The sequence below is a fragment of the Flavobacterium sp. LHD-80 genome (assembly GCF_030929605.1).
Lineage (GTDB): Bacteria > Bacteroidota > Bacteroidia > Flavobacteriales > Flavobacteriaceae > Flavobacterium.
Window position 1 is genome coordinate 207722 of record NZ_JAVFVS010000009.1, and the last position, 20365, is coordinate 228086.

General features: G+C 33.1%; 13 protein-coding genes. 7 read left to right on the forward strand and 6 right to left on the reverse strand.

The features are described from left to right. The first annotated feature begins 53 nt into the window (after positions 1-53). The 4 genes from RB619_RS13655 to RB619_RS13670 are packed head-to-tail and all read left to right on the forward strand — an operon-like array spanning position 54 to position 8755. Complete coding sequence (locus tag RB619_RS13655; protein ID WP_308098295.1) at positions 54-2849, forward strand: glycosyl hydrolase; 2796 nt, start codon at positions 54-56, stop codon at positions 2847-2849. 23 nt (positions 2850-2872) lie between these two features. Beyond that, a complete protein-coding gene (locus RB619_RS13660; RefSeq protein WP_308098297.1) occupies positions 2873-3997 on the forward strand; it encodes a glycoside hydrolase family 88 protein in 1125 nt (374 codons plus the stop codon). Further along, positions 3997-6963: a sugar-binding domain-containing protein gene (locus RB619_RS13665; RefSeq protein ID WP_308098299.1), complete on the forward strand. Its 2967-nt coding sequence runs from the start codon at positions 3997-3999 to the stop codon at positions 6961-6963. Before RB619_RS13660 ends, RB619_RS13665 begins: the two co-directional genes overlap by 1 nt. Continuing rightward, positions 6947-8755, forward strand: a complete 1809-nt coding sequence (locus RB619_RS13670) for a prolyl oligopeptidase family serine peptidase (RefSeq protein WP_308098301.1) — start codon at positions 6947-6949, stop codon at positions 8753-8755. The genes RB619_RS13665 and RB619_RS13670 overlap by 17 nt, the downstream gene beginning before the upstream one ends. Before the next feature lie 93 nt (positions 8756-8848). Here RB619_RS13670 and RB619_RS13675 read toward each other — a convergent pair whose 3' ends face one another. The 3 genes from RB619_RS13675 to RB619_RS13685 all read right to left on the reverse strand — a co-directional run bounded on the left by RB619_RS13675 (position 8849) and on the right by RB619_RS13685 (position 10609). Next, a complete protein-coding gene (locus RB619_RS13675; protein ID WP_308098303.1) occupies positions 8849-9298 on the reverse strand; it encodes a hypothetical protein in 450 nt (149 codons plus the stop codon). Between the two features lie 176 nt (positions 9299-9474). Beyond that, positions 9475-10068, reverse strand: coding sequence for a phospholipid scramblase-related protein (locus tag RB619_RS13680; RefSeq protein ID WP_308098305.1), 594 nt, complete (start codon positions 10066-10068; stop codon positions 9475-9477). Between the two features lie 265 nt (positions 10069-10333). Continuing rightward, positions 10334-10609: a YcxB family protein gene (locus RB619_RS13685; protein WP_308098307.1), complete on the reverse strand. Its 276-nt coding sequence runs from the start codon at positions 10607-10609 to the stop codon at positions 10334-10336. A 1144-nt stretch (positions 10610-11753) separates the two neighbouring features. Here RB619_RS13685 and RB619_RS13690 point away from each other — a divergent pair. Further along, positions 11754-12734: an AraC family transcriptional regulator gene (locus RB619_RS13690; RefSeq protein ID WP_308098309.1), complete on the forward strand. Its 981-nt coding sequence runs from the start codon at positions 11754-11756 to the stop codon at positions 12732-12734. A 60-nt stretch (positions 12735-12794) separates the two neighbouring features. Then, entirely contained in the window at positions 12795-13865 is a 1071-nt protein-coding gene (locus RB619_RS13695; RefSeq protein WP_308098311.1) for an AraC family transcriptional regulator, read from the forward strand. A 43-nt stretch (positions 13866-13908) separates the two neighbouring features. Here the strand turns inward: RB619_RS13695 and RB619_RS13700 are convergent, their stop codons facing one another. From RB619_RS13700 to RB619_RS13710, 3 genes are read right to left on the reverse strand one after another with little or no spacing between them, the layout of a single operon-like run. Further along, positions 13909-15885: an OmpA family protein gene (locus RB619_RS13700; RefSeq protein ID WP_308098314.1), complete on the reverse strand. Its 1977-nt coding sequence runs from the start codon at positions 15883-15885 to the stop codon at positions 13909-13911. Between the two features lie 24 nt (positions 15886-15909). Next, the gene (locus tag RB619_RS13705) at positions 15910-16821 is read right to left on the reverse strand and encodes a type IX secretion system membrane protein PorP/SprF (protein ID WP_308098316.1); all 912 of its coding nucleotides are present in this window, start codon (positions 16819-16821) and stop codon (positions 15910-15912) included. Positions 16822-16856: 35 nt separating this feature from the next. Beyond that, positions 16857-18173 carry a gliding motility-associated C-terminal domain-containing protein gene (locus RB619_RS13710; RefSeq protein WP_308098318.1) on the reverse strand — a complete coding sequence of 439 codons (1317 nt, stop codon included), beginning with the start codon at positions 18171-18173 and terminating at the stop codon, positions 16857-16859. Positions 18174-18875: 702 nt separating this feature from the next. Here RB619_RS13710 and RB619_RS21105 point away from each other — a divergent pair. After that, complete coding sequence (locus RB619_RS21105) at positions 18876-20255, forward strand: DUF4573 domain-containing protein (protein WP_374119708.1); 1380 nt, start codon at positions 18876-18878, stop codon at positions 20253-20255. Positions 20256-20365: the final 110 nt, after the last annotated feature.

Genomic DNA, 20365 nt, shown 5'->3' on the forward strand with positions numbered 1-20365 from the left:
ATATGAAGTAAGTACATTAGTAACCGCTTTATAAAACTATTGAACCTTAACTAATGAAAATAACCAAAACAAACTGTCTTTTTATTTTTTCCCTTTGCTGGATTCTAAATGCGTCAGCTCAGGAAAATTCACCATGGCCAAAATCCTCCAATGTAAATCAGCCATGGGCACGTTGGTGGTGGATGGGAAGCGCCGTAGACAAACCAAACTTAAAAAGAAGCTTAACAGATTTTCATAATGCAGGAATTGGCGGTGTCGAAATTACACCTATATATGGTGTTAAAGGTGAAGAAAATAATTTCATTGATTATCTTTCTCCAAAATGGATGGAAATGTTGGACTATACTGTTCATGTTGCAGACAGTCTTCATATGCAGGTTGATATGGTTTTAGGAACGGGTTGGCCATACGGAGGATCTCATGTTACTGTGCAAAATGCGGCTACAAAACTCATAATTGAAAAGTATGAGCTTAAAAAAGACGAAACTATTGACCGAAATATTGCTGTTGAAAATAAAAAAGAAAAAAATCCAGCGGAACTATTATATGTAGTTGCCTATGGAAAAGATGGTTCGTACATCAATTTAACAGATCAATTAAAAAAGAATCAGACGAAAATAAAAGACAAAGGTATTGACGGAAAATCAGTCTCAATTCAAGGACAGCCAGAACCTAATAAACTGAAATGGAAAGCTAAAAAAACAGACTACACTTTGTATGCTGTTTTTAGCGGAAAAACAGGACAACAAGTAAAAAGAGCAGCGCCTGGAGGAAGCGGTTTTACTTTAGACCATTATTCAACAGAAGCATTAGACGCTTATGTAGTTCCGTTTAATACCGCATTTAAAGGACGCGAAGGCAAAATAAGAGCCATTTTTAATGACAGTTATGAAGTTTACGGCACTGATTTTACGCCTAAATTTTTCGAAGAATTTCAAAAACTGCGCGGTTATGATTTAAAAAAAGAATTGCCTTTGTTATTGAATGAAACCGATAGTGAAATTGGCAACCGCATTAGGAGTGATTACCGACAAACCATTGGCGATTTATTATTAAATAATTTTGACAAGCCTTGGACACAATGGGCGCATTCAAAAAACTTTAAAACAAAACTTCAAGCGCATGGATCACCTGGAAATCTAATTGATTTATACGCTGCTGCAGATATTCCAGAATGTGAAACTTTTGGTTCAATGCCTTTTGATATTCCGGGATTCAGAAGAGAAAAAGAAGACATCCGCGAGGGAGATGCTGATCCAGTAATGCTGAAATTTTCATCATCGGCGGCACATATCTCAGGAAAAAATCTAGTTTCATCTGAGACTTTTACGTGGCTTCGAGAACATTTCAAAGCCGCTTTATCGCAATGCAAACCAGAAGCCGAGGATTTAATGTTGAGTGGCATCAACCATATTTTTCTTCATGGTTCAACTTATTCGCCAGACAGAGCTGCATGGCCAGGATGGCAGTTTTATGCTTCGGTAAATTTTAATACCAACAACAGTATTTGGGAAGATGCTCCTTCTCTATTCTCTTATATTGCAAACTGTCAGTCATTGCTGCAACAAGGAAAATCGGATAATGAAATTCTGCTTTACTGGCCAATTTTTGACACTTGGGACAAATACCAAAAAGGAACTTTATTCTTTGAATTCAAAATACATTCTTTACAAGAATGGCTTCACCCTACTTCTTTCTATGCTTCTACCAAAAGATTAATGAATAAAGGTTATGGCGTAGATTTTATCTCAGATAATTTTATTGCTGATGCCAAAGTTATTGATGGAAAAATTAATCTTTCGGGCACAACTTTTAAAGCATTAGTGATTCCACCAACAAAGAAAATGCCACTTGCTACTTTACAAAAACTGATCGAATTGAAAAAAGCGGGAGCAAATATCATTTTCGAAAGTCTTCCAGAATCTGTTCCTGGTTTTAATGATTATAAAAAACAAAAACAAGAACTTCAAAATCTTTTGACTGCAAACAGCGAAATTGTAAAACCAGCTTCTGACATTTTTTCAACTTTAGAAAATGGACAGATATATCCTGAAACACTTGTAAACACAGGTTTGAAATTTATTAGACGAAATGTAGATGGTGAAAAAATCTATTATTTAGTTAATCATACAACTAAAACCATTGATGATTTCATTCCGATTCAAGCTGGAAATAAAGAAGTTATCATTTTAAATCCGTTAACTAGAGAAGTTGGAAATGCAATTGTAAAAAAATCAGCCAATACTACATTGGTTAAAATTAAAATTGCTCCCGGAGAATCTTATTTTTTAAAGACAGAAAATACAGCTTCGCAAAAAAAATGGAATTATTATGAAGCAACTGCTGATGCAATTCCGTTAAAAGGAAACTGGAAAATTAATTTCGACAAAGGCGGACCGCAATTGCCTCCAAGTGCTACTATTTCAAATCTAGAATCTTGGACAAAATTAGGACCAGAAGCTGAAGCTTTTTCTGGATCAGCAACTTATACTTTAGAATTCAACAGTCCGAATGCTAAGATCGAAAATTGGGCTTTAAACTTGGGAGATGTCCGCGAAAGCGCTAAAGTTTGGGTAAACGGAGAATTTATTGGTACAGCTTGGTCAGTTCCTTATCAATTAAATATCGGGAAACTTAAATCAGGAAAAAATATCTTAAAAATTCAAGTTACTAACCTTTCAGCAAACCGAATTCGCAACAAAGAATTAAAAGGCGAAGAATGGAAGATATTTTATGAAATCAATATGGTAGACAAAGATTATAAAAAATTTGATGCCACAAAATGGGCTCCAATGCCTTCCGGGCTTTTAGGTCCAATCACAATTACACCATTAAAACAGCAAAACTAACTATTAACTAAGGAATACAAAAAATGAAAAAATTATCCCTATTCTTCTCAATATGCTTTTTGTATACGTGTACAATAAGCGCGCAACAGCCATTTGATAAAAAATTAGTTCTAAAACAAATGATTTTAGCCAATGACTATTTTATGCAAAAATGGCCAGAAACAGGCAAAACAATTATCACAAATAAAGAGCGTCCGAGCAATATCTGGACGCGCGGTGTTTATTATGAAGGATTAATGGCTTTACATGAAATTTTCCCAAAAGAAGCTTATTACGATTATGCATACTCATGGTCAGAATTCCATAAATGGGGTTTTAACGGAGGAAACACAACTCGTAATGCAGATAATTACTGCGCTGCGCAGACATACATCGACTTGTACAATTTAGAGCCAGATGCTAAGAAACTAAAAAACACAAAAGCAAACATCAATATGCTTTTAAATACGCCTCAACTAGACGATTGGTCTTGGATTGATGCGATTCAAATGGGAATGCCTGTTTTTGCAAAATTGGGAGTTTTGGAGAAAGACAATCGTTACTTTGAAAAAATGTACCAAATGTACATGTACTCAAGAAACAAGCATGGTGACAATGGATTATTCAATCCAAAAGATGGTTTATGGTGGCGTGATGCCGATTTTGATCCGCCTTATAAAGAGCCAAATGGAGAAGATTGCTATTGGAGCCGCGGAAATGGCTGGGTTATTGGCGCATTAGCAAAAGTATTAACTATTATTCCAGAAAACGCACCACACAGAGATCAATATGTGAAAGATTTAAAAGCTATGGCGGCGGCTTTATTACCTATACAAAGAGCTGACGGTTTTTGGAATGTAAGTTTGCATGATCCGACAAATTTTGGTGAAAAAGAAACTTCTGGAACTGCGTTATTCGTTTACGGAATGGCATACGGAATTAACAGCGGTATTTTGAAAAAAGAAACGTATCTACCTGTAATCCAAAAAGCTTGGGATGCGATGATTAAAGAAAGTCTACATACTAATGGTGCATTAGGCTTTTTACAATCAACAGGAAAAGAGCCTAAAGATGGCCAGCCACTTTCTTATGATAAATTTCCTGATTTTGAGGACTATGGTCTAGGATGTTTTTTACTGGCAGGTTCAGAAATTTATAAAATGAAATAATGAAAAAAACGCTCTTATTTCTTGTTTTAATTCTTTTTAAAACCTCGATATTTTCTCAGGAATTTAAGAGAGAAAAATACAACTTCAATTCAGATTGGAAACTAAAAACCGGAGACTCTAAAAATGCAGAGTCTCTTGGTTTTAATGATAATTCGTGGAAAAAAATTACGCTTCCGCATGCTTACAATCAGGAAGAAGCTTTTGAGAAAGATATTGAACATCTTACCACCGGAATTGTCTGGTATCGAAAGAAATTTAAACTTCCAAAAGGGATCAAAAATCAAAAAATCTTCTTGGAATTTGAAGGAATCCGACAAGCCGGGATTACTTACATAAACGGGCAAAAAGTGGGAATGCACGAAAATGGCGTAATGGCTTTTGGACTTGATATTTCAAATTTAATTAAGCCTTTTCCGCAAGAAAATATTGTTGCGCTGCGAATTGACAATGATTGGAAATACAAAGAACAGGCAACTGGAGCTTCTTATCAATGGAACAATATTAATTTCAATGCAAATTATGGCGGAATTCCAAAAAATGTTTTTCTTCACATCACCAATAAATTATACCAAACACTTCCACTCTATTCGAATCTAAAAACGACTGGAGTTTATATTTATCCATCCAAAATTGATATTCAAAAAGAAAGTGCTGTTGTTAATGCCGAAACCGAAATCCGAAATGAATTTGATTCTGAAAAAGCAGTTGAATATGATGTTGTTGTTGAAGATTTAGAAGGAAAAAAAGTGGCTTCTTTTTCAGGCGAAAAAACTACAATTTATCCAAATGAAACTAAAATTCTAAAAGCGAATTCTCTCGTAAATAATTTACATTTTTGGAGTTGGGGTTACGGTTATTTATATACTGTAAAAACCATTTTAAAAATCGACGGAAAAATCGTTGATGAAGTTTCAACTAAAACTGGTTTTAGAAAAACAGCTTTCGCCGATGGTCAGTTTTGGCTTAATGACAGAGCCTTGCAAATAAAAGGTTATGCTCAGAGAACCAGCAATGAATGGCCAGCGATTGGAATGTCAGTTCCCGCTTGGATGAGTGATTTCAGCAATAAATTAATTGTCGAAGGAAATGGAAATTTAGTTCGATGGATGCATGTTACGCCTTGGAAACAAGATATCGAATCCTGCGACAGAGTTGGATTATTACAAGCTATGCCAGCCGGAGATGCTGAAAAAGATGCTCAGGGCGATACTTGGAAACAGCGTGTAAACTTGATGCGCGATGCCATTATTTATAACAGAAATAATCCGAGTATTATTTTTTATGAAAGCGGCAACGAATCAATCAGCGAAGCGCACATGCACGAAATGAAAAGCCTAAGAGATACTTACGATCCCTTTGGCGGACGTGCGATTGGTTCTCGCGAAATGTTGGACAGCCAAGAAGCCGAATACGGCGGAGAAATGCTTTACATCAACAAAAGTGCCCGTAAACCATTATGGGCAACTGAATATTCTAGAGACGAAGGCATGCGCAAATATTGGGATGAGTTTTCACCTCCTTTCCATAAAGAAGGTGACGGACCTTTGTATCGCGGAGCTCCAGCATCTGATTACAATCACAATCAAGACCGACATGCAATTGAAAATATTCTACGCTGGTACGATTATTACCGAGAAAGACCCGGAACTGGAAAAAGAGTAAACTCTGGAGGCGTAAATATTATTTTTTCTGATTCCAATACGCATCATCGAGGCGAATCAAATTACAGAACAAGTGGCGAAGTCGATGCAATGCGAATTCCGAAAGATGGTTATTGGGCACATCAAGTTATGTGGGATGGGTGGGTTGACGTCGAAAAACAGCGAACGCATATCATGGGACATTGGAACTATACCAATAATGTTGTGAAAAATATTTATGTCGTTTCTACAGCACCTAAAGTAGAACTTTTTGTAAACGAAATTTCGCAAGGTTTTGGAAAAAGAAGCAGTGAATTTTTATTCACTTTTGAAAATATTGCGTGGAAATCTGGTACAATAAAAGCTATTAGTTATGATGAAAACGAAATTGTTTTAAGCCAAGATCAAAAAACAACTTCTGGAGAACCATCACAAATCAAGTTAAAATTGATTTCTCAGCCACAAGGAATACTTGCCGATGGTGCTGATGCAGCTTTAATTGATGTTGAAGTAGTTGATAAAGACGGTAATCGTTGTCCGATAAGCAATAATATGATTTCCTTTTCTATAAGTGGTCCAGCAACTTGGCTTGGCGGAATTGCTCAAGGTCTAAAAAATTATGTTCTTTCTAAAGAAATTCCTGTTGAAAATGGAGTAAACCGAGTTTTGATTCAATCTTTGGCGAAAGCCGGAAAAATAACTATTTCAGCAAAATCCGATAGATTAAAATCAGCAGAAATAACATTTGAGACTAAAATTGTAAATTCTGTAAATGGACTTTCTGAAGAATTGCCAGGGAAAAATCTACCTTCAAATTTAGAACGCGGACCAACTCCAAAAACGCAATCGTATACACAAAAAAGAATTCCAGTAAACATCTTAAATGCTGTTTCCGCTTCGAATAATAATGATACTTACAAAAGTTATGACGACAACGAATTAACCGAATGGCGAAATGATGGAAACATTACTACAGGATCTATAACTTATACGCTTTCAAAACCGTCAATTATTAATGAAGCTGTCATAAAATTTACAGGCTGGAGAACTAAAATTTATCCAATCCGAATTTTAGCCGATGGAAAAGAAGTTTTTAAAGGGAATACCACTCAAAGTTTAGGTTATATTACTATTCCGCTGGAACCTGTTTTAGCCGAAAAAATCACAATAGAATTAATTGGTGCTAATACAGAAAAAGATGGATTTTCTAAAATAGTTGAAGTAGATCCAACAAAAGAATTAGATTTATATAAAGATAAAACATCGGTTGATGCAACCGGTCAATTACGCATTGTTGAAATAGAATTTTATGAAAAAATCAAATAATTTGAATCATCTTAAAGCTTCATTGCTTTTCATTTTTTTATCGCTGACAATTCCGGCACTTTCGCAGAAAAAAGAAATTCCTTTATGGGATAAAATTCCAGACGAAATTGTGTCAAAAGACTATTCTGAAATAGTCGAAAACAAAGGTGATTTAACAGAAGGAGTCCGAAAAGTAACTTTGCCAACGCTTACTGTTTATTTAGCAGATCCAGAAAAATCAAACGAAACATCAGTTATAATTTGTCCTGGAGGCGGTTACGGAATGCTGGCAATTAATAAAGAAGGTTTTAAAGTTGCCGAATGGTTTAATACTTTAGGAATAAATGCTTTTGTCTTAAAGTATAGATTGCCAAGCGATTTAATCATGAAAAATAAAACTGTTGCGCCACTTCAAGACGCACAGGAAGCTGTAAGACTGGTAAGAAGAAATGCAATAAAGTGGAAGCTTAATCCAAATAAAATTGGAATAATGGGTTTTTCGGCTGGAGGTCATTTGGCTTCTACTCTATCGACGCATTATAATGATAAAGTTTATACAGCTACTGATACCACTAGCGCAAAACCAAATTTTTCGATTTTAATTTATCCTGTCATTTCAATGCAGGAAGGCATTACGCACCAAGGTTCTAAAGATAATTTATTAGGAAAAAATGCCAACAGTGAATTGGTTGATAAATATTCAAATGAAAAACAAATAACCGCTGCAACACCAAAAACCTTTTTAGTTCATGCAACAGATGACAAAGCTGTTCCGGTTGAAAACAGTATTAATTACTATTTAGCACTCAAAAAAGAAAAAGTTCTAGCAGAAATGCATCTATATGAAAATGGAGGCCACGGCTTTGGATTAGGTGTAAAAGGAACCAATGCATCATGGCCAAAAGCTTGCGAAAAATGGCTTGTTGCAAACAATTACACCTTAAAACCGGATGGTTATGTATTTACCTATTTTAAAGGAAATGGTGAAGACGGACTGCATATGGCTTACAGCGAAGATGGCTATAAATGGACTGCTTTAAAAAACGACACTTCGTTTTTAACGCCAGAAGTTGGAAAAGATAAATTGATGCGAGATCCTTGTGTGATAAAAGGCGGAGATGGTTTGTATCATATGGTTTGGACTGTAAGTTGGACTGACAAAGGAATTGGATATGCTTCTTCAAAAGATTTAATTCATTGGTCAAAACAAGAATTTATTCCGGTGATGGCACACGAAGAAAAAGCCAGAAATACTTGGGCACCAGAAATTACATACGATGAAAAATCGAAAGTTTATATGATCTACTGGGCTTCTACAATTGAAGGTAAGTTTCTAGAAACAAAATCTGAGGAAGAAAAAGGATACAATCACAGAATCTTTTATACAACAACTAAAGATTTTAAAAAGTTCGTAAAAACAAAATTATTATATGAACCTGGTTTTAATGTAATTGATGCTTCAATAGTAAAACAAGAAAATCAATTTGTGATGTATTTAAAAGATGAAACACGCAATCCGGTTCAGAAAAATATTAAAGTTGCCTTTAGTAAAAATTTAACTGGACCATATAGTCAAGCAAGTAAAGCGATTACAGGAAATTATTGGGCTGAAGGTCCTACCGCAATACAAATAGATAACAAATGGATTGTCTATTTTGATAAATACACACAAAAAAAATATGGTGCAGTAAAAGAAACTTCTAAAGGCTGGGAAGATATCTCCGAACAAATTAGTTTTCCTTCTGGTACACGCCATGGTACAGTAATAAAAGTTACTTCAGAAGAAATTAATGCTTTAAAAAAAGAACAATAGAAAAAAAATGCAGGATATTGATTCCTCAATATCCTGCTATTTTAAGTGAATTAATATGAAATAACTTTTTCCTCTAAAAAATATCATAAATGGCTACATTAGAAAGAATAGCGCCTTATAAAAATTATGAAATTGTGTATGAAGCACCGGTGTATTAGGAAATCTTTTCTCACTACTCTGTAATTTATATCCTAATTTGTTTTTAAGATGCTCTTTTAATTCTTTAATAATCTCAATTCTCGTCTTTGAGTCATCAAGCAAGATTAAATTGTTTATTTCTTCTAAGAAAGCCAAACTTCCATATAGTTGCTTATTGAACAAACAAACTAAAATATTATTTCCTTTTTTTTCTAATTTTAAATATTCAATCATTTCAAATTTATCATAAACAACAAATATCGAATGATTGAAATCTTTTGCTTTATTTTCATCTTGCAACAAAAAAGAACATTCAGAAAAATCAAATTCCTCCTTGAATCTTCTTTTAAACATCTTTAAAAAAATTCCTTTATTATCACGAACCAAAACACTTTCTTTTTCCATTTTTCAACTTTCAAAATTGATTCCACCTATTCTCTGATTAAAGCAATTCTTATACTTACAATTAAACGCTTTAAAATAAAGTGCAAAGATATTGTATGATTAAAAGTGAAAAGTATCGTCATACGACATAAAAAAAATAAAATAAGACATACTTTCTACTTTTAAAAACTTCATTTTTAAAACCTTACTAACAAGCATTTTTTTAAAATCATGTCAATTGTTATAGCGCTCGATAAAATAGCAATTTTATCATTTTCATTTAAACAATTAGTCTTAATATGTACATTATATTTATCTGATGTTTTGAAGAGTCTTTTTATCGCTCCTACCCATTTTTTATCTATTGTTCCAATTTGAGTCATCGATGAGTCATTAACAATAAAACTCCAATTTTTCCAATCACCTGTAATTTCAGCTATGACTTCATCAGATACATTTAAGATTTTAAACGTGTAATTAAAAAAGTTGCTGTTTTTTTTAATTCTTCCAATTTTTTGTCCTAATGAATCTTTAATTATAGTCTTTGACATTAAAGATATTCCCTTTCGAGATATCGAAGCTTCCAAACGACCATTAGCACTTCTAATTTCAAGCACAAAAGGCAACATTGCTTTACCAAAAATAAACTTCAAAACTTTTTTTCTAAAATTTTGTTTTAGTTTAATCGAACCAATACCCTCTCTTCTGTTATTATATATTTGATAACGATTATAATAAACATTTTTTTGCTGAATAAAATAATCACTTGTATCAAAAAAATCTGAACTCATATCTGTTTTTTATAGCTGTTTATAAATCTAATGCAATGAATAGTTCTCTTGCTTACTTAATTTTGTAAAGTTGAATTGGTCCCATTCTAATCAGCGAAATTTTTAATCTATCGCCCTGAGAAATAATAAGTATGGCAGTAAAAAAATGATGAAAAAAATAAACCTTTGACGTTAAATTAGGCATCAATGGCAACAAATAAAAAAATCAAAATATTTAAAGCAAAATTTTACTTACTTATTACAAAATTTAAATTATTTTCTGTCATTATACTTTAATAACTTGTGTGACATTGCTTTCTACAAAAGCAATTAAATCAGTCATATTTCGATCATTATTATACTTATTAGAAATCGAAATAATGTAATTGTTTTTCTCTTTTACATATAGAAAGAAAAAATCTTTAGTTAAAATCGCCTTATCAATTTGGCTCCATTTATGCGTAAATTCTCCTAAAGGAGAACGGACATAGATTAAGGAATTTGTAAAATTGAGCTTGTACTTATTTATAAAATTATCAAACTTCAAGAGCTTTTTAGTCAAACGGAAAATGAGTTTACAAACTGTATTTACAAATGAATAGCGAAACATTAGGAAAAACATAATAAAAATGACATTTCTTATGATCCATATTATAAGATCAGTATCATTCTCTAAATAAAAAAAATTAAAAAAAACAGAAAAAACCAAAACGGAAGTAAAAAAAAACTGAACTCTTTTTTGATACAAATTTTTTAGATACATTTTATTCAACTTACTTATTTCTAATGTATTCAATTTAAATTCCACAGAAAAATTAGCTATATTCATATTATTTGTATCCTAATTATAAGCTAACACTTATTATTACTATTATTGTAATTGCTTGGATATCACTTACAAACAAACAAACAAGACACAAAACTACCCTAAACATAAGGTTAGATTTCTCCGAATTAGACATTATAATATTAAAATAAGACTTTTTAGATCGACTTTAAAATCAAGAAAAGATTCCAAGAATCATCTTTATAGCTTTATAGAAATCAGAATAGTTTTTCAAGTAATTTTTCCAAGTGAAAAGAAGAATTTTAATCGTTTAAAAACTTCTGCATAAATACCACGATAAGTTAAAAAAATATCAGAAAAAGACTAATCAAAAAATCGTATTTATTTTTATTTCAAATAGTTAAATAAAACACTCGTTTTTGATTTTAGAGGTGAATTTTTCTCTAAATTTGTTTTTAGTTTCAAGAATAAGTAAAATTTTTCTTGTAAAAAAAATAATGAAAAATTAATTGAAATAGCTAAATAATTGATGCCCTAATATGAAATTATTTGAATGATATACCAATCAAACTCAATAAAAAAAATATAACTTAGAAAAGTCAGAATACCGACATTACTATAAAAAAAGTAAGATGGTAGCCGTTTTTACATTCAAATTGTCACTCAATTAATCATAATGAAGACGAAACTTGAAAGACTGAAATAACAAGACGTACTTTTTCAAATAACTTAGATTTTATACCAAATTATAAAAAAGAAAAATGTGTGAAATTTTAATTTAAAAAAGGTGTGGCATAATTTTCAAATATTCAAAATTGCATATAATTTATTTTAAGAAACTTTTGTCAAAACCAAAACTCATTGCAAATCAATAAAGTACAACAAAAAACATTAACTTTATATAAAAACACATTATCCTGTGATAACAATTGAACATTCATACGGTGCAGATCTAAACTGGGTAGAAGATTTTGCAAAAAAAGTCGGAGGAAAAAAAGAGGGCAATTTCATTATAGTTCCCGAAGAAATTAATACCGGAACTAGATATTTTCTTGATTGCGGAGATGGTATTATAGCGTATTACATTGATGTCCAGTACAAAAAAGATATCACTTTAATACAAAAAAACAAAGAGAATGATTTTGTTGGACTCTATTATAACCTTACTGAAGGAGAAGCATCAATTTCTGGTAACAATTTTTTTTTCAACATAGCTAGATGGAATTATAATTTAGCCGCCATTGACGGCACTTTAGAATCAAGTTATAATGTTAAAGCTGGAAGTCGAACATTTGCATTATCAATTTTTATAAAAAAAGATAATATAGAGGCTTATGCTAAAAAAAACAATGTTACACTCAGCAATATTGATCAAATGATCGATCCTTCTCAAAATACAATTGTACGTTTTGACAGAATGAGCAATGAAAGCTACCACTTACTGCAAGACCTTAGAAAATTAAAAGTAGGAGGTTCAATTTTTAACTTAAACTTAATTGGCACTGTTCATATGCTAATTTCAAATTATTTAAAAAAATTGGCTACTAAACGAATTATTATACAAACTGTCAATGAATCGGATTTAGCAAATATAATTAAGGTCCAAATGTTTTTAATAGAACATATTGAAGATCACTTTCCGAGTATTAAATTAATGGCAAGTAGAGCCAATATGTCAGAATCAAAATTTAAAAATTTGTTTAGAAAAATTACCGGCAATACACCTAGCGCATTTTTTATGGATAATAAATTATCATTAGCAAAAGAATTACTTGAGAAAAAGCAATTGTCTATATCACAAATATCTGACAAACTTCACTTCACAAATAACTCTTATTTTGCATCCAAATTTAAACAGCATTTCGGAATATCACCTAAAACATTTATAAAGCAATTATAAAGATAATCTAAATCAAGATTCATAAAAAAATGAAACTTTTTTGAAAAATAATATTTAAAAATGAAAAAAATTACTCATACCTGTAGTTTGACTTCGGATTGGTCAAAAGAATTAGCTGATCAGTTAGGAGCTAAATTTATTGATAACAAAATCATTGTGATTCCTGAAGATATTGGTAATGGGACTTTTTATTTCACTCCTATTATACCTGGTGTCTCAGTAGTTTTTATTGATTTTACATTAAAAGAGCCATTAAAAATAACAAGATTAAAATCCGACAATCAATTATATATATTCCATTTTGATCTTAGTGAACATGTCAATTTAATAAAAATCAACAATATTGACTACGAAATTGGTTCTTATGATAAACTAGACTTGGCAATTATTGATAATGAAATTGAAAGTTCGTTTAAACCAGAAATAAAAGAAAGAACCATAGCGATTCGAATACTTGTAGATAAAAAGTTACTACATGATTTTATATCCAAATATACTAGCAAAGAAGTTTCAAAGAGTAAAATAAAATCTGGAAAAAAAACATTTTTCCACTATGGAAATATAGACAGCAATAGTGTATTGCTTATGCAATCTATAAAAAATAAATCTGTATACGACGTTACATTTGACTCCCTTCTCAAGGGAATTTCCTTAAAATTATTAGGCAATTTTTTTAATAAATTTTACAACAAAAACACTTCAAATGAAATTACAGAAGTTGACAATGAAGCAATAACTAAAACAAAAACATATTTATTAAATCACTTATATGGTTCATTTCCTTCAGTAACTTTTTTAGCTGCAATGGCTGGTATGTCTGAGTCAAAATACAAAGCATTGTTTAAAAAACGTTTTAACAATACTCCTAATAATTTATTCATTACAGAAAAAATGAAACTTGCTAGAGAGCTTTTACAAAGTGCTCAATTTCATACCTTGACCGAAGTGCTATATGAACTTAATTATAGTAAACTTAGTTACTTTTCAACTAAATATTTTGAAATATTTCAACGAAAGCCTGCTACTGATTTTGTAAAAAAATTGATAAATCATATTTTCATCATAAATAAATGCTTTCTTTTCATTTTAAAATTTCATCTTTTTATTCTTATAACAATTAATTATTTATAAAACAAGAGCATCAAAAGATGCTCTTGTTTTATAAATAGTAACTCTATTGTTTAGTAAGTGTTACTATGAATTCTGAACGTCTATTAAGTTCATGTTCCTTTTCAGAACATTTCACTCCATTAGAGCATTTGTTAATTAAGCGAGTCTCACCAAATCCTTCTCCTTTAAGACGTTCTGCACTAATCCCATGTTCTACCAGATAGGCAACAGTAGATTTTGCTCGATTTTCCGATAATTTCATATTAAAGTCATCTTTACCTCTACTATCTGTATGAGAATTTACTTTTACAGAAATTTGTGGGTAAGCCTTCATTACTTCTAGAACTTTATTTAATTCAGATTTAGAAGATTCTCTAATTTTGTAGCCATTAAAATCAAAGTAAATTGGGCCCAATTTTAGTTTTTTCGTTAAATCATCTCCATCTTGAATTACAACTTTCTCTTGATCAACAATAACTTCCACTTCTTTGAAAAAGTTAAATGAATATTCTCTCTTTTCTGCTTGTTTTAATGGAAGTGTCTTTTGAATAATTTCTGTTAATCCAGGTTTTATATAAGTAAGTTTATAATCTTTGAAAGGCTCTAAATTAATCAAATACTTACCATCTTTATCAGAGTATCCAGTCGCTACTTTTTCATTAGCCGAATTATATACTCCAATAGCTATACCTTCAATTGGAGTTCCGGTAGTAAAGTCTCGTAACGTTCCATATATAAGTGGTTTAACACCAAAATCCAATGGTCGATTTTCAATAAAACCATAAATATCATCATTTCCGTTTCTATTTGAAGAAAAATACCCTTTTTTTGTATCATCTTGAATTCCATATGCAAAATCATCTGAAGCTGTATTTACTCCATCTCCTAAATTTATCACATGATACAATCCATTTTCATCTTTAAGTGCTGCATATACATCCAAACCTCCAAGCCCTGGATGTCCATCTGAAGAAAAATATAAAATTCCAGAGGCATCCACATATGGATATGTTTCTCTGCCTAAGGTATTAATTTCATCTCCTAGTTTTTTTACATCATTTCCAACAATACCACCGGGTTTAAGGCTCACTACATATAAATCTGAGTTTCCAAATTTATTATTTCTGTCTGAAGCAAAATAAAGTTCAGTTTCGTTTGCATTTAAAGCCGGATGAGCAGATGAAAATCCATCACCGTTAATCGGTGATATTAATTCTTTAACATTCTTCCATTCTCCATCTATATTTTCAGCCCTGTAAATTTTTAGGAAAGTAATTCCATCTTTATCAGTTCCCAATTTCCCTTCAGCATAATTATTTCTTGTGAAAAACATTACTTTTCCATCTTTTGTAATAGCTGGAGTGCTTTGGTGATATCTTGTATTGACATCTCCTTTTAAAAGAACTGGATTCTGCAATCCTCCATCAACTGTTACATCAGCAGAATATAATTTCAAAAATGATTTTTCGTTCCAACTGTGTTTACGTTTTATTATAATACCAGTATCTTTTGCTGATGCATAAACTATTTTATTCTTATCATAAAAAGCAGTGCCAAAGTCTGAAAATGGTGTATTAATTTCAAGAGATTTAATAGTATAGCGTCCTGATTGCTTTTGAATGTCGGCCATTAATTTAGCCTCGTTCCAATTTTCGCTCAAATCTTTCTTGCCAGACTTAGCATAATATTTTTTCATTATTTCTTCAGACTCTTTGTATTGCTGGCTATTATTTAAAGCCTGCGCATATCTGAAAAAATATTCAGCATCCACATTTGAAGAACTAATCATTCTTGAATAGCATTTAACTGCTTCTGGGTATTTTCCGTTATAATAATAACAATCCCCTAATTTGGTATAAGCTTCAATAGAATTATTCCCTTTAGTAATTAACTCTTCATACAGTTTCGCAGCTTCCACAAAAGCAAATTTACCATAAGCTTCATTTGCTTTGTCAAGTTTTTTATCCTGTGCTTGAATTGTACCAATATTCATTATACAAATAATCAGTAAAACAAAAGCATTTTTTATTTTTTTACACATAATCATATTTTACATTAAATAGTATTAGAAAAATCTTGGCGTCACCAACTTTGATTTTGAATTACCAAACAATTCAAATCTCAAAAAGATTTCATGTGAACCTGAATTGTAATTCCCTATATGAGTTGTATCATAATCATAAGCATAGCCCAAGTTTAACCCAGGGGTAATTTGAAAACCTGCCATGGCACTAACTGCTGCATCCCAACGATATGCAGCACCTAAAGTAAATTTGTCATTAAAAAGGAAGTTTGCAGATAAATCTACTGCAAGAGGAGCTCCCTGAACAGCTTTAACCATTGCAGCTGGCTTAAATTTCAAATAAGGATTCAAATCAAATACATATCCACCCATAAGATAAAAATGTGATGAAGCTGAATATGTTGTTGTTTTAATATCTTCAAAAAAAGTAGTTTTTAACAATCTTGGAGCAGATAAGCCAACATACCAATTATAAGAGTGAACATAAAATCCAGCACCTACATTTGGAGAGATTTTAGATTCTGATCCTGTTAAATAATGATCAGGATTTTCCTTATTTAATTTATCATAATCTACCGAATTATTATCTAACGCACCAGATATACCAAAGGAATATTTCACGTCTGAACTGCCTAAAATTGTATATGAATAATTTGCAGTTACTCCAGTGCTCTTAACTGGACCAATCTCGTCACTAATAACATTTAATCCTAGACTACTATGTGTACTAACAGGACTTTGAACTGAAAAATTCATGGTTTTTGGCGCGCCATCTAAACCAACCCATTGTGTTCTATATAATCCCATCACACTCAATACTTCTCTCGATCCTGTGTAACCTGGGTTAAATGTCATTGTATTATACATGTACTGTGTATATTGTGATTCCTGTTGTGCCGAAACACCACAAGTTCCTATCAGCAATACCGCTACTATGTGAAAAATATTTTTCATTACTTGTTTAATTTTAATTCTTAAATCTTTTAAGATTATTGATTGTTGATATACAGATACCCTGCTTTTTCAATCACTTTTTTACCATTATTATATTTCAGTATATAAAAGTAAGTTCCAGTTGGAAGTTTTTCTCCTCTATTAATTGTTGCACGCCCATCAGAATAACCTGCAAACATTTTATCGCTCTCATTATAAGATTTTGCATCATATACTTTTACTCCCCATCTATTATATATTTCTACACTATTATCTGGGTATTTATCTATACCTTTAATATGAAAAGTATCATTTAAGCCATCTCCATTTGGAGACACAGCATTGTAAACAACTAAATCATCTGGTGGTGGTGGATTTTTATCAGCTATAGCAATAGTAAACATTCCATAACCTTTTACTACTGAAGTCATTAATTGAGTATAACCCGCTCCAGGACTTGCATTTGCCGCTCTTTCACTAATAACCCCACCTTCATTTAACCATTTTCCAGAAGCTGAATCCCAACGCACAATAACAACTTCTTTATCGCTACTTACATTAAAAAACTCAGATGGAGTCGTTTTAGAATCTAAACTCAAGCTTAATACAATTTTTTCGCTTCCTGCATCTTCAGTGATATTCCAATATTCAACATTATCTATTAATTTGATAGATTCTTCTTTGATTGAATGACTATGAATATTATCTGAATTTTTAAAGAAATATTGAGAAGTATAAACATTCCCAGCATCGGTGCCGGAAGCATGATATGAGGGTCTAAAATACAATTCATCACCTATTGGATATTCAAATGCAGCCGAACCATTTTTCTGAACTTGCCCATCCACAAAACTTAAATCACTTGCGTTTGAATGAAAACCATTTTCAGTAAAAATCATTTTTCCATTGTTTTCATCAGCTAAAACAATCCCAGTTATAAACTCTGACCTTTTGTTTACAGAAATCGAAGTTGATAATTTAAAAGGTTCAGGTGAAGCGTAGTTTTCAAAACGAACATTTTGAAAATTGGCTGTTTTTTCGCCACTGATATTTTGATCAGTATCCCCCATAAAGAATGTTTTACCATCATTCGTAACAGTAAACCTAACATTCCCATCATTATTCCAATCTTTAAATATATATACCTCACCATCATTTGTAAAATCACCCGAATTCTTATTTTGGTAATTTTCATAAACAGATAATATTGTACCACTTTTTACTGCTACCTGGCCTTCATTGGAAAATTGAGCATGTCCATTTTGACACACTAACAAACCAACAAAAATGCTAAGGGAAGAAACAGGAATGTTTTTAACTGAAAAAACAGGAACTGTTTGTTTTTCTACTTTATATAAATTATTATTCTTCATAGTTATTTAATTATCGTATCAATCATACTATCAATTGGTTATGCAAAATTACTTTTGGTTTAAAAAACGAACACCTATTCAAAGTTTTTAGAATATTAAAATAAGGTCAAATCACAACCTCTATAATAGAGTTGGTGAGTTGTTCTGACATGATTTTCGAGTGCAAAATTCGAATTTCATATAACTTTCTTTACCCTTTATAAGTTTTTAGAATTACAGATTAAGACAATTATCTGTTTGCAGATTTTAAGAATTTTGAAACTTAAAAAGCTCTCCAAAACTCAATAAGAATTTATCAAATTCAGAAACTAGGTATTTAAAAAATAATATCATTATTTTATATCATCCTATAAATAAGAAAAGAGAACCTTGGGTTCTCTTTTCTTGATTCAAGAAATCATTTAAAGGACATTTAACATGATGCTTTTTAAATTTTACCTTAAGTAATCAATAGTTATTATATCCCCTACCATTAGTGCATATGCGCCATTACTTGCTGGTTTGTAAGTTGCAGTAGAACCACTGAAAGAAATTGCATCTTTTGAAATACGAACACCATTAATGTATAATTTTACTTTCGCTAATGAAGTTGGTGTAGCACTCAATGCAAAAGTAGTTTGCGCTGTCGTTGCCGTAAATTCATCTACAATTTGCACTGCAGCATTTACCACATACGGACTCAAATCAGTTCCTGCACCAGTTATGGTGATATTAGTTCCTGCATTTGTTTTTCCTCCGATTCCTGCAGCACCTGTTGCTCCAGTCAATCCGATTGGACCTTGCGAACCTGTTGCTCCTGTTGCTCCTGTTGCTCCTGTCAATCCGATTGGACCTTGCGAACCTGTGGTTCCTGTTGCTCCAGTCAATCCGATTGGACCTTGCAAACCTGTTGCTCCTGTTGCTCCAGTCAATCCGATTGGACCTTGTGTACCGGTTGCTCCTGTTGCTCCAGTCAATCCGATTGGACCTTGCGAACCTGTTGCTCCTGTTGCTCCTGTCAATCCGATTGGACCTTGTGAACCTGTGGCTCCGGTTGCTCCTGTTGCTCCAGTCAATCCGATTGGACCTTGCGAACCGGTTGCTCCTGTTGCTCCAGTCAATCCGATTGGACCTTGTGAACCGGTTGCTCCTGTTGCTCCTGTTGCACCAGTCAATCCGATTGGACCTTGTGAACCGATTGCTCCTGTTGCTCCTGTTGCTCCTGTCAATCCAATTGGACCTTGTGAACCTGTTGCTCCAGTCAATCCGATTGGACCTTGCGAACCTGTTGCTCCAGTCAATCCGATTGGACCTTGCGAACCTGTTGCTCCTGTTGCTCCAGTCAATCCGATTGGACCTTGTGAACCGGTTACTCCTGTTGCTCCTGTTGCTCCTGTCAATCCGATTGGACCTTGTGAACCGTTTGCTCCTGTTGCTCCTGTTGCTCCTGTCAATCCAATTGGACCTTGTGAACCTGTTGCTCCTGTTGCTCCAGTCAATCCGATTGGACCTTGCGAACCTGTTGCTCCTGTTGCTCCAGTCAATCCGATTGGACCTTGTGAACCGGTTGCTCCTGTTGCTCCTGTTGCTCCAGTCAATCCGATTGGACCTTGCGAACCTGTGGCTCCTGTTGCTCCAGTCAATCCGATTGGACCTTGTGAACCGGTTGCTCCAACTGCTCCTGTTGCTCCTGTCAATCCGATTGGACCTTGCGAACCAGTTGATCCTGTTGCTCCAGTCAATCCGATTGGACCTTGTGAACCTGTTGCCCCTGTTGCTCCAGTCAATCCGATTGGACCTTGCGAACCTGTTGCTCCTGTTGCTCCAGTCAATCCGATTGGACCTTGTGAACCTGTTGCTCCTGTTGCTCCAGTCAATCCGGTTGGACCTTGTGAACCTGTGGCTCCGGTTGCTCCTGTTGCTCCAGTCAATCCGGTTGGACCTTGCGAACCTGTTGCCCCTGTTGCTCCTGTCAATCCGATTGGACCTTGTGAACCTGTTGCTCCTGTTGCTCCTGTCAATCCGATTGGACCTTGTGGACCGGCTGTTCCAACTTCTCCGTCCTTACCGTTGATTTTAGTCCAAGTGCCGTTAGGATTCTGAACATAGACATCGCCCGTTGTGTTGTCAACGTACATGTTGATCCCTTCTCCAGGATATCCAGCTTCCCCTTTGTTTCCAGGTGCGCCAGCTCCAGATGCGGTTCCTACCTC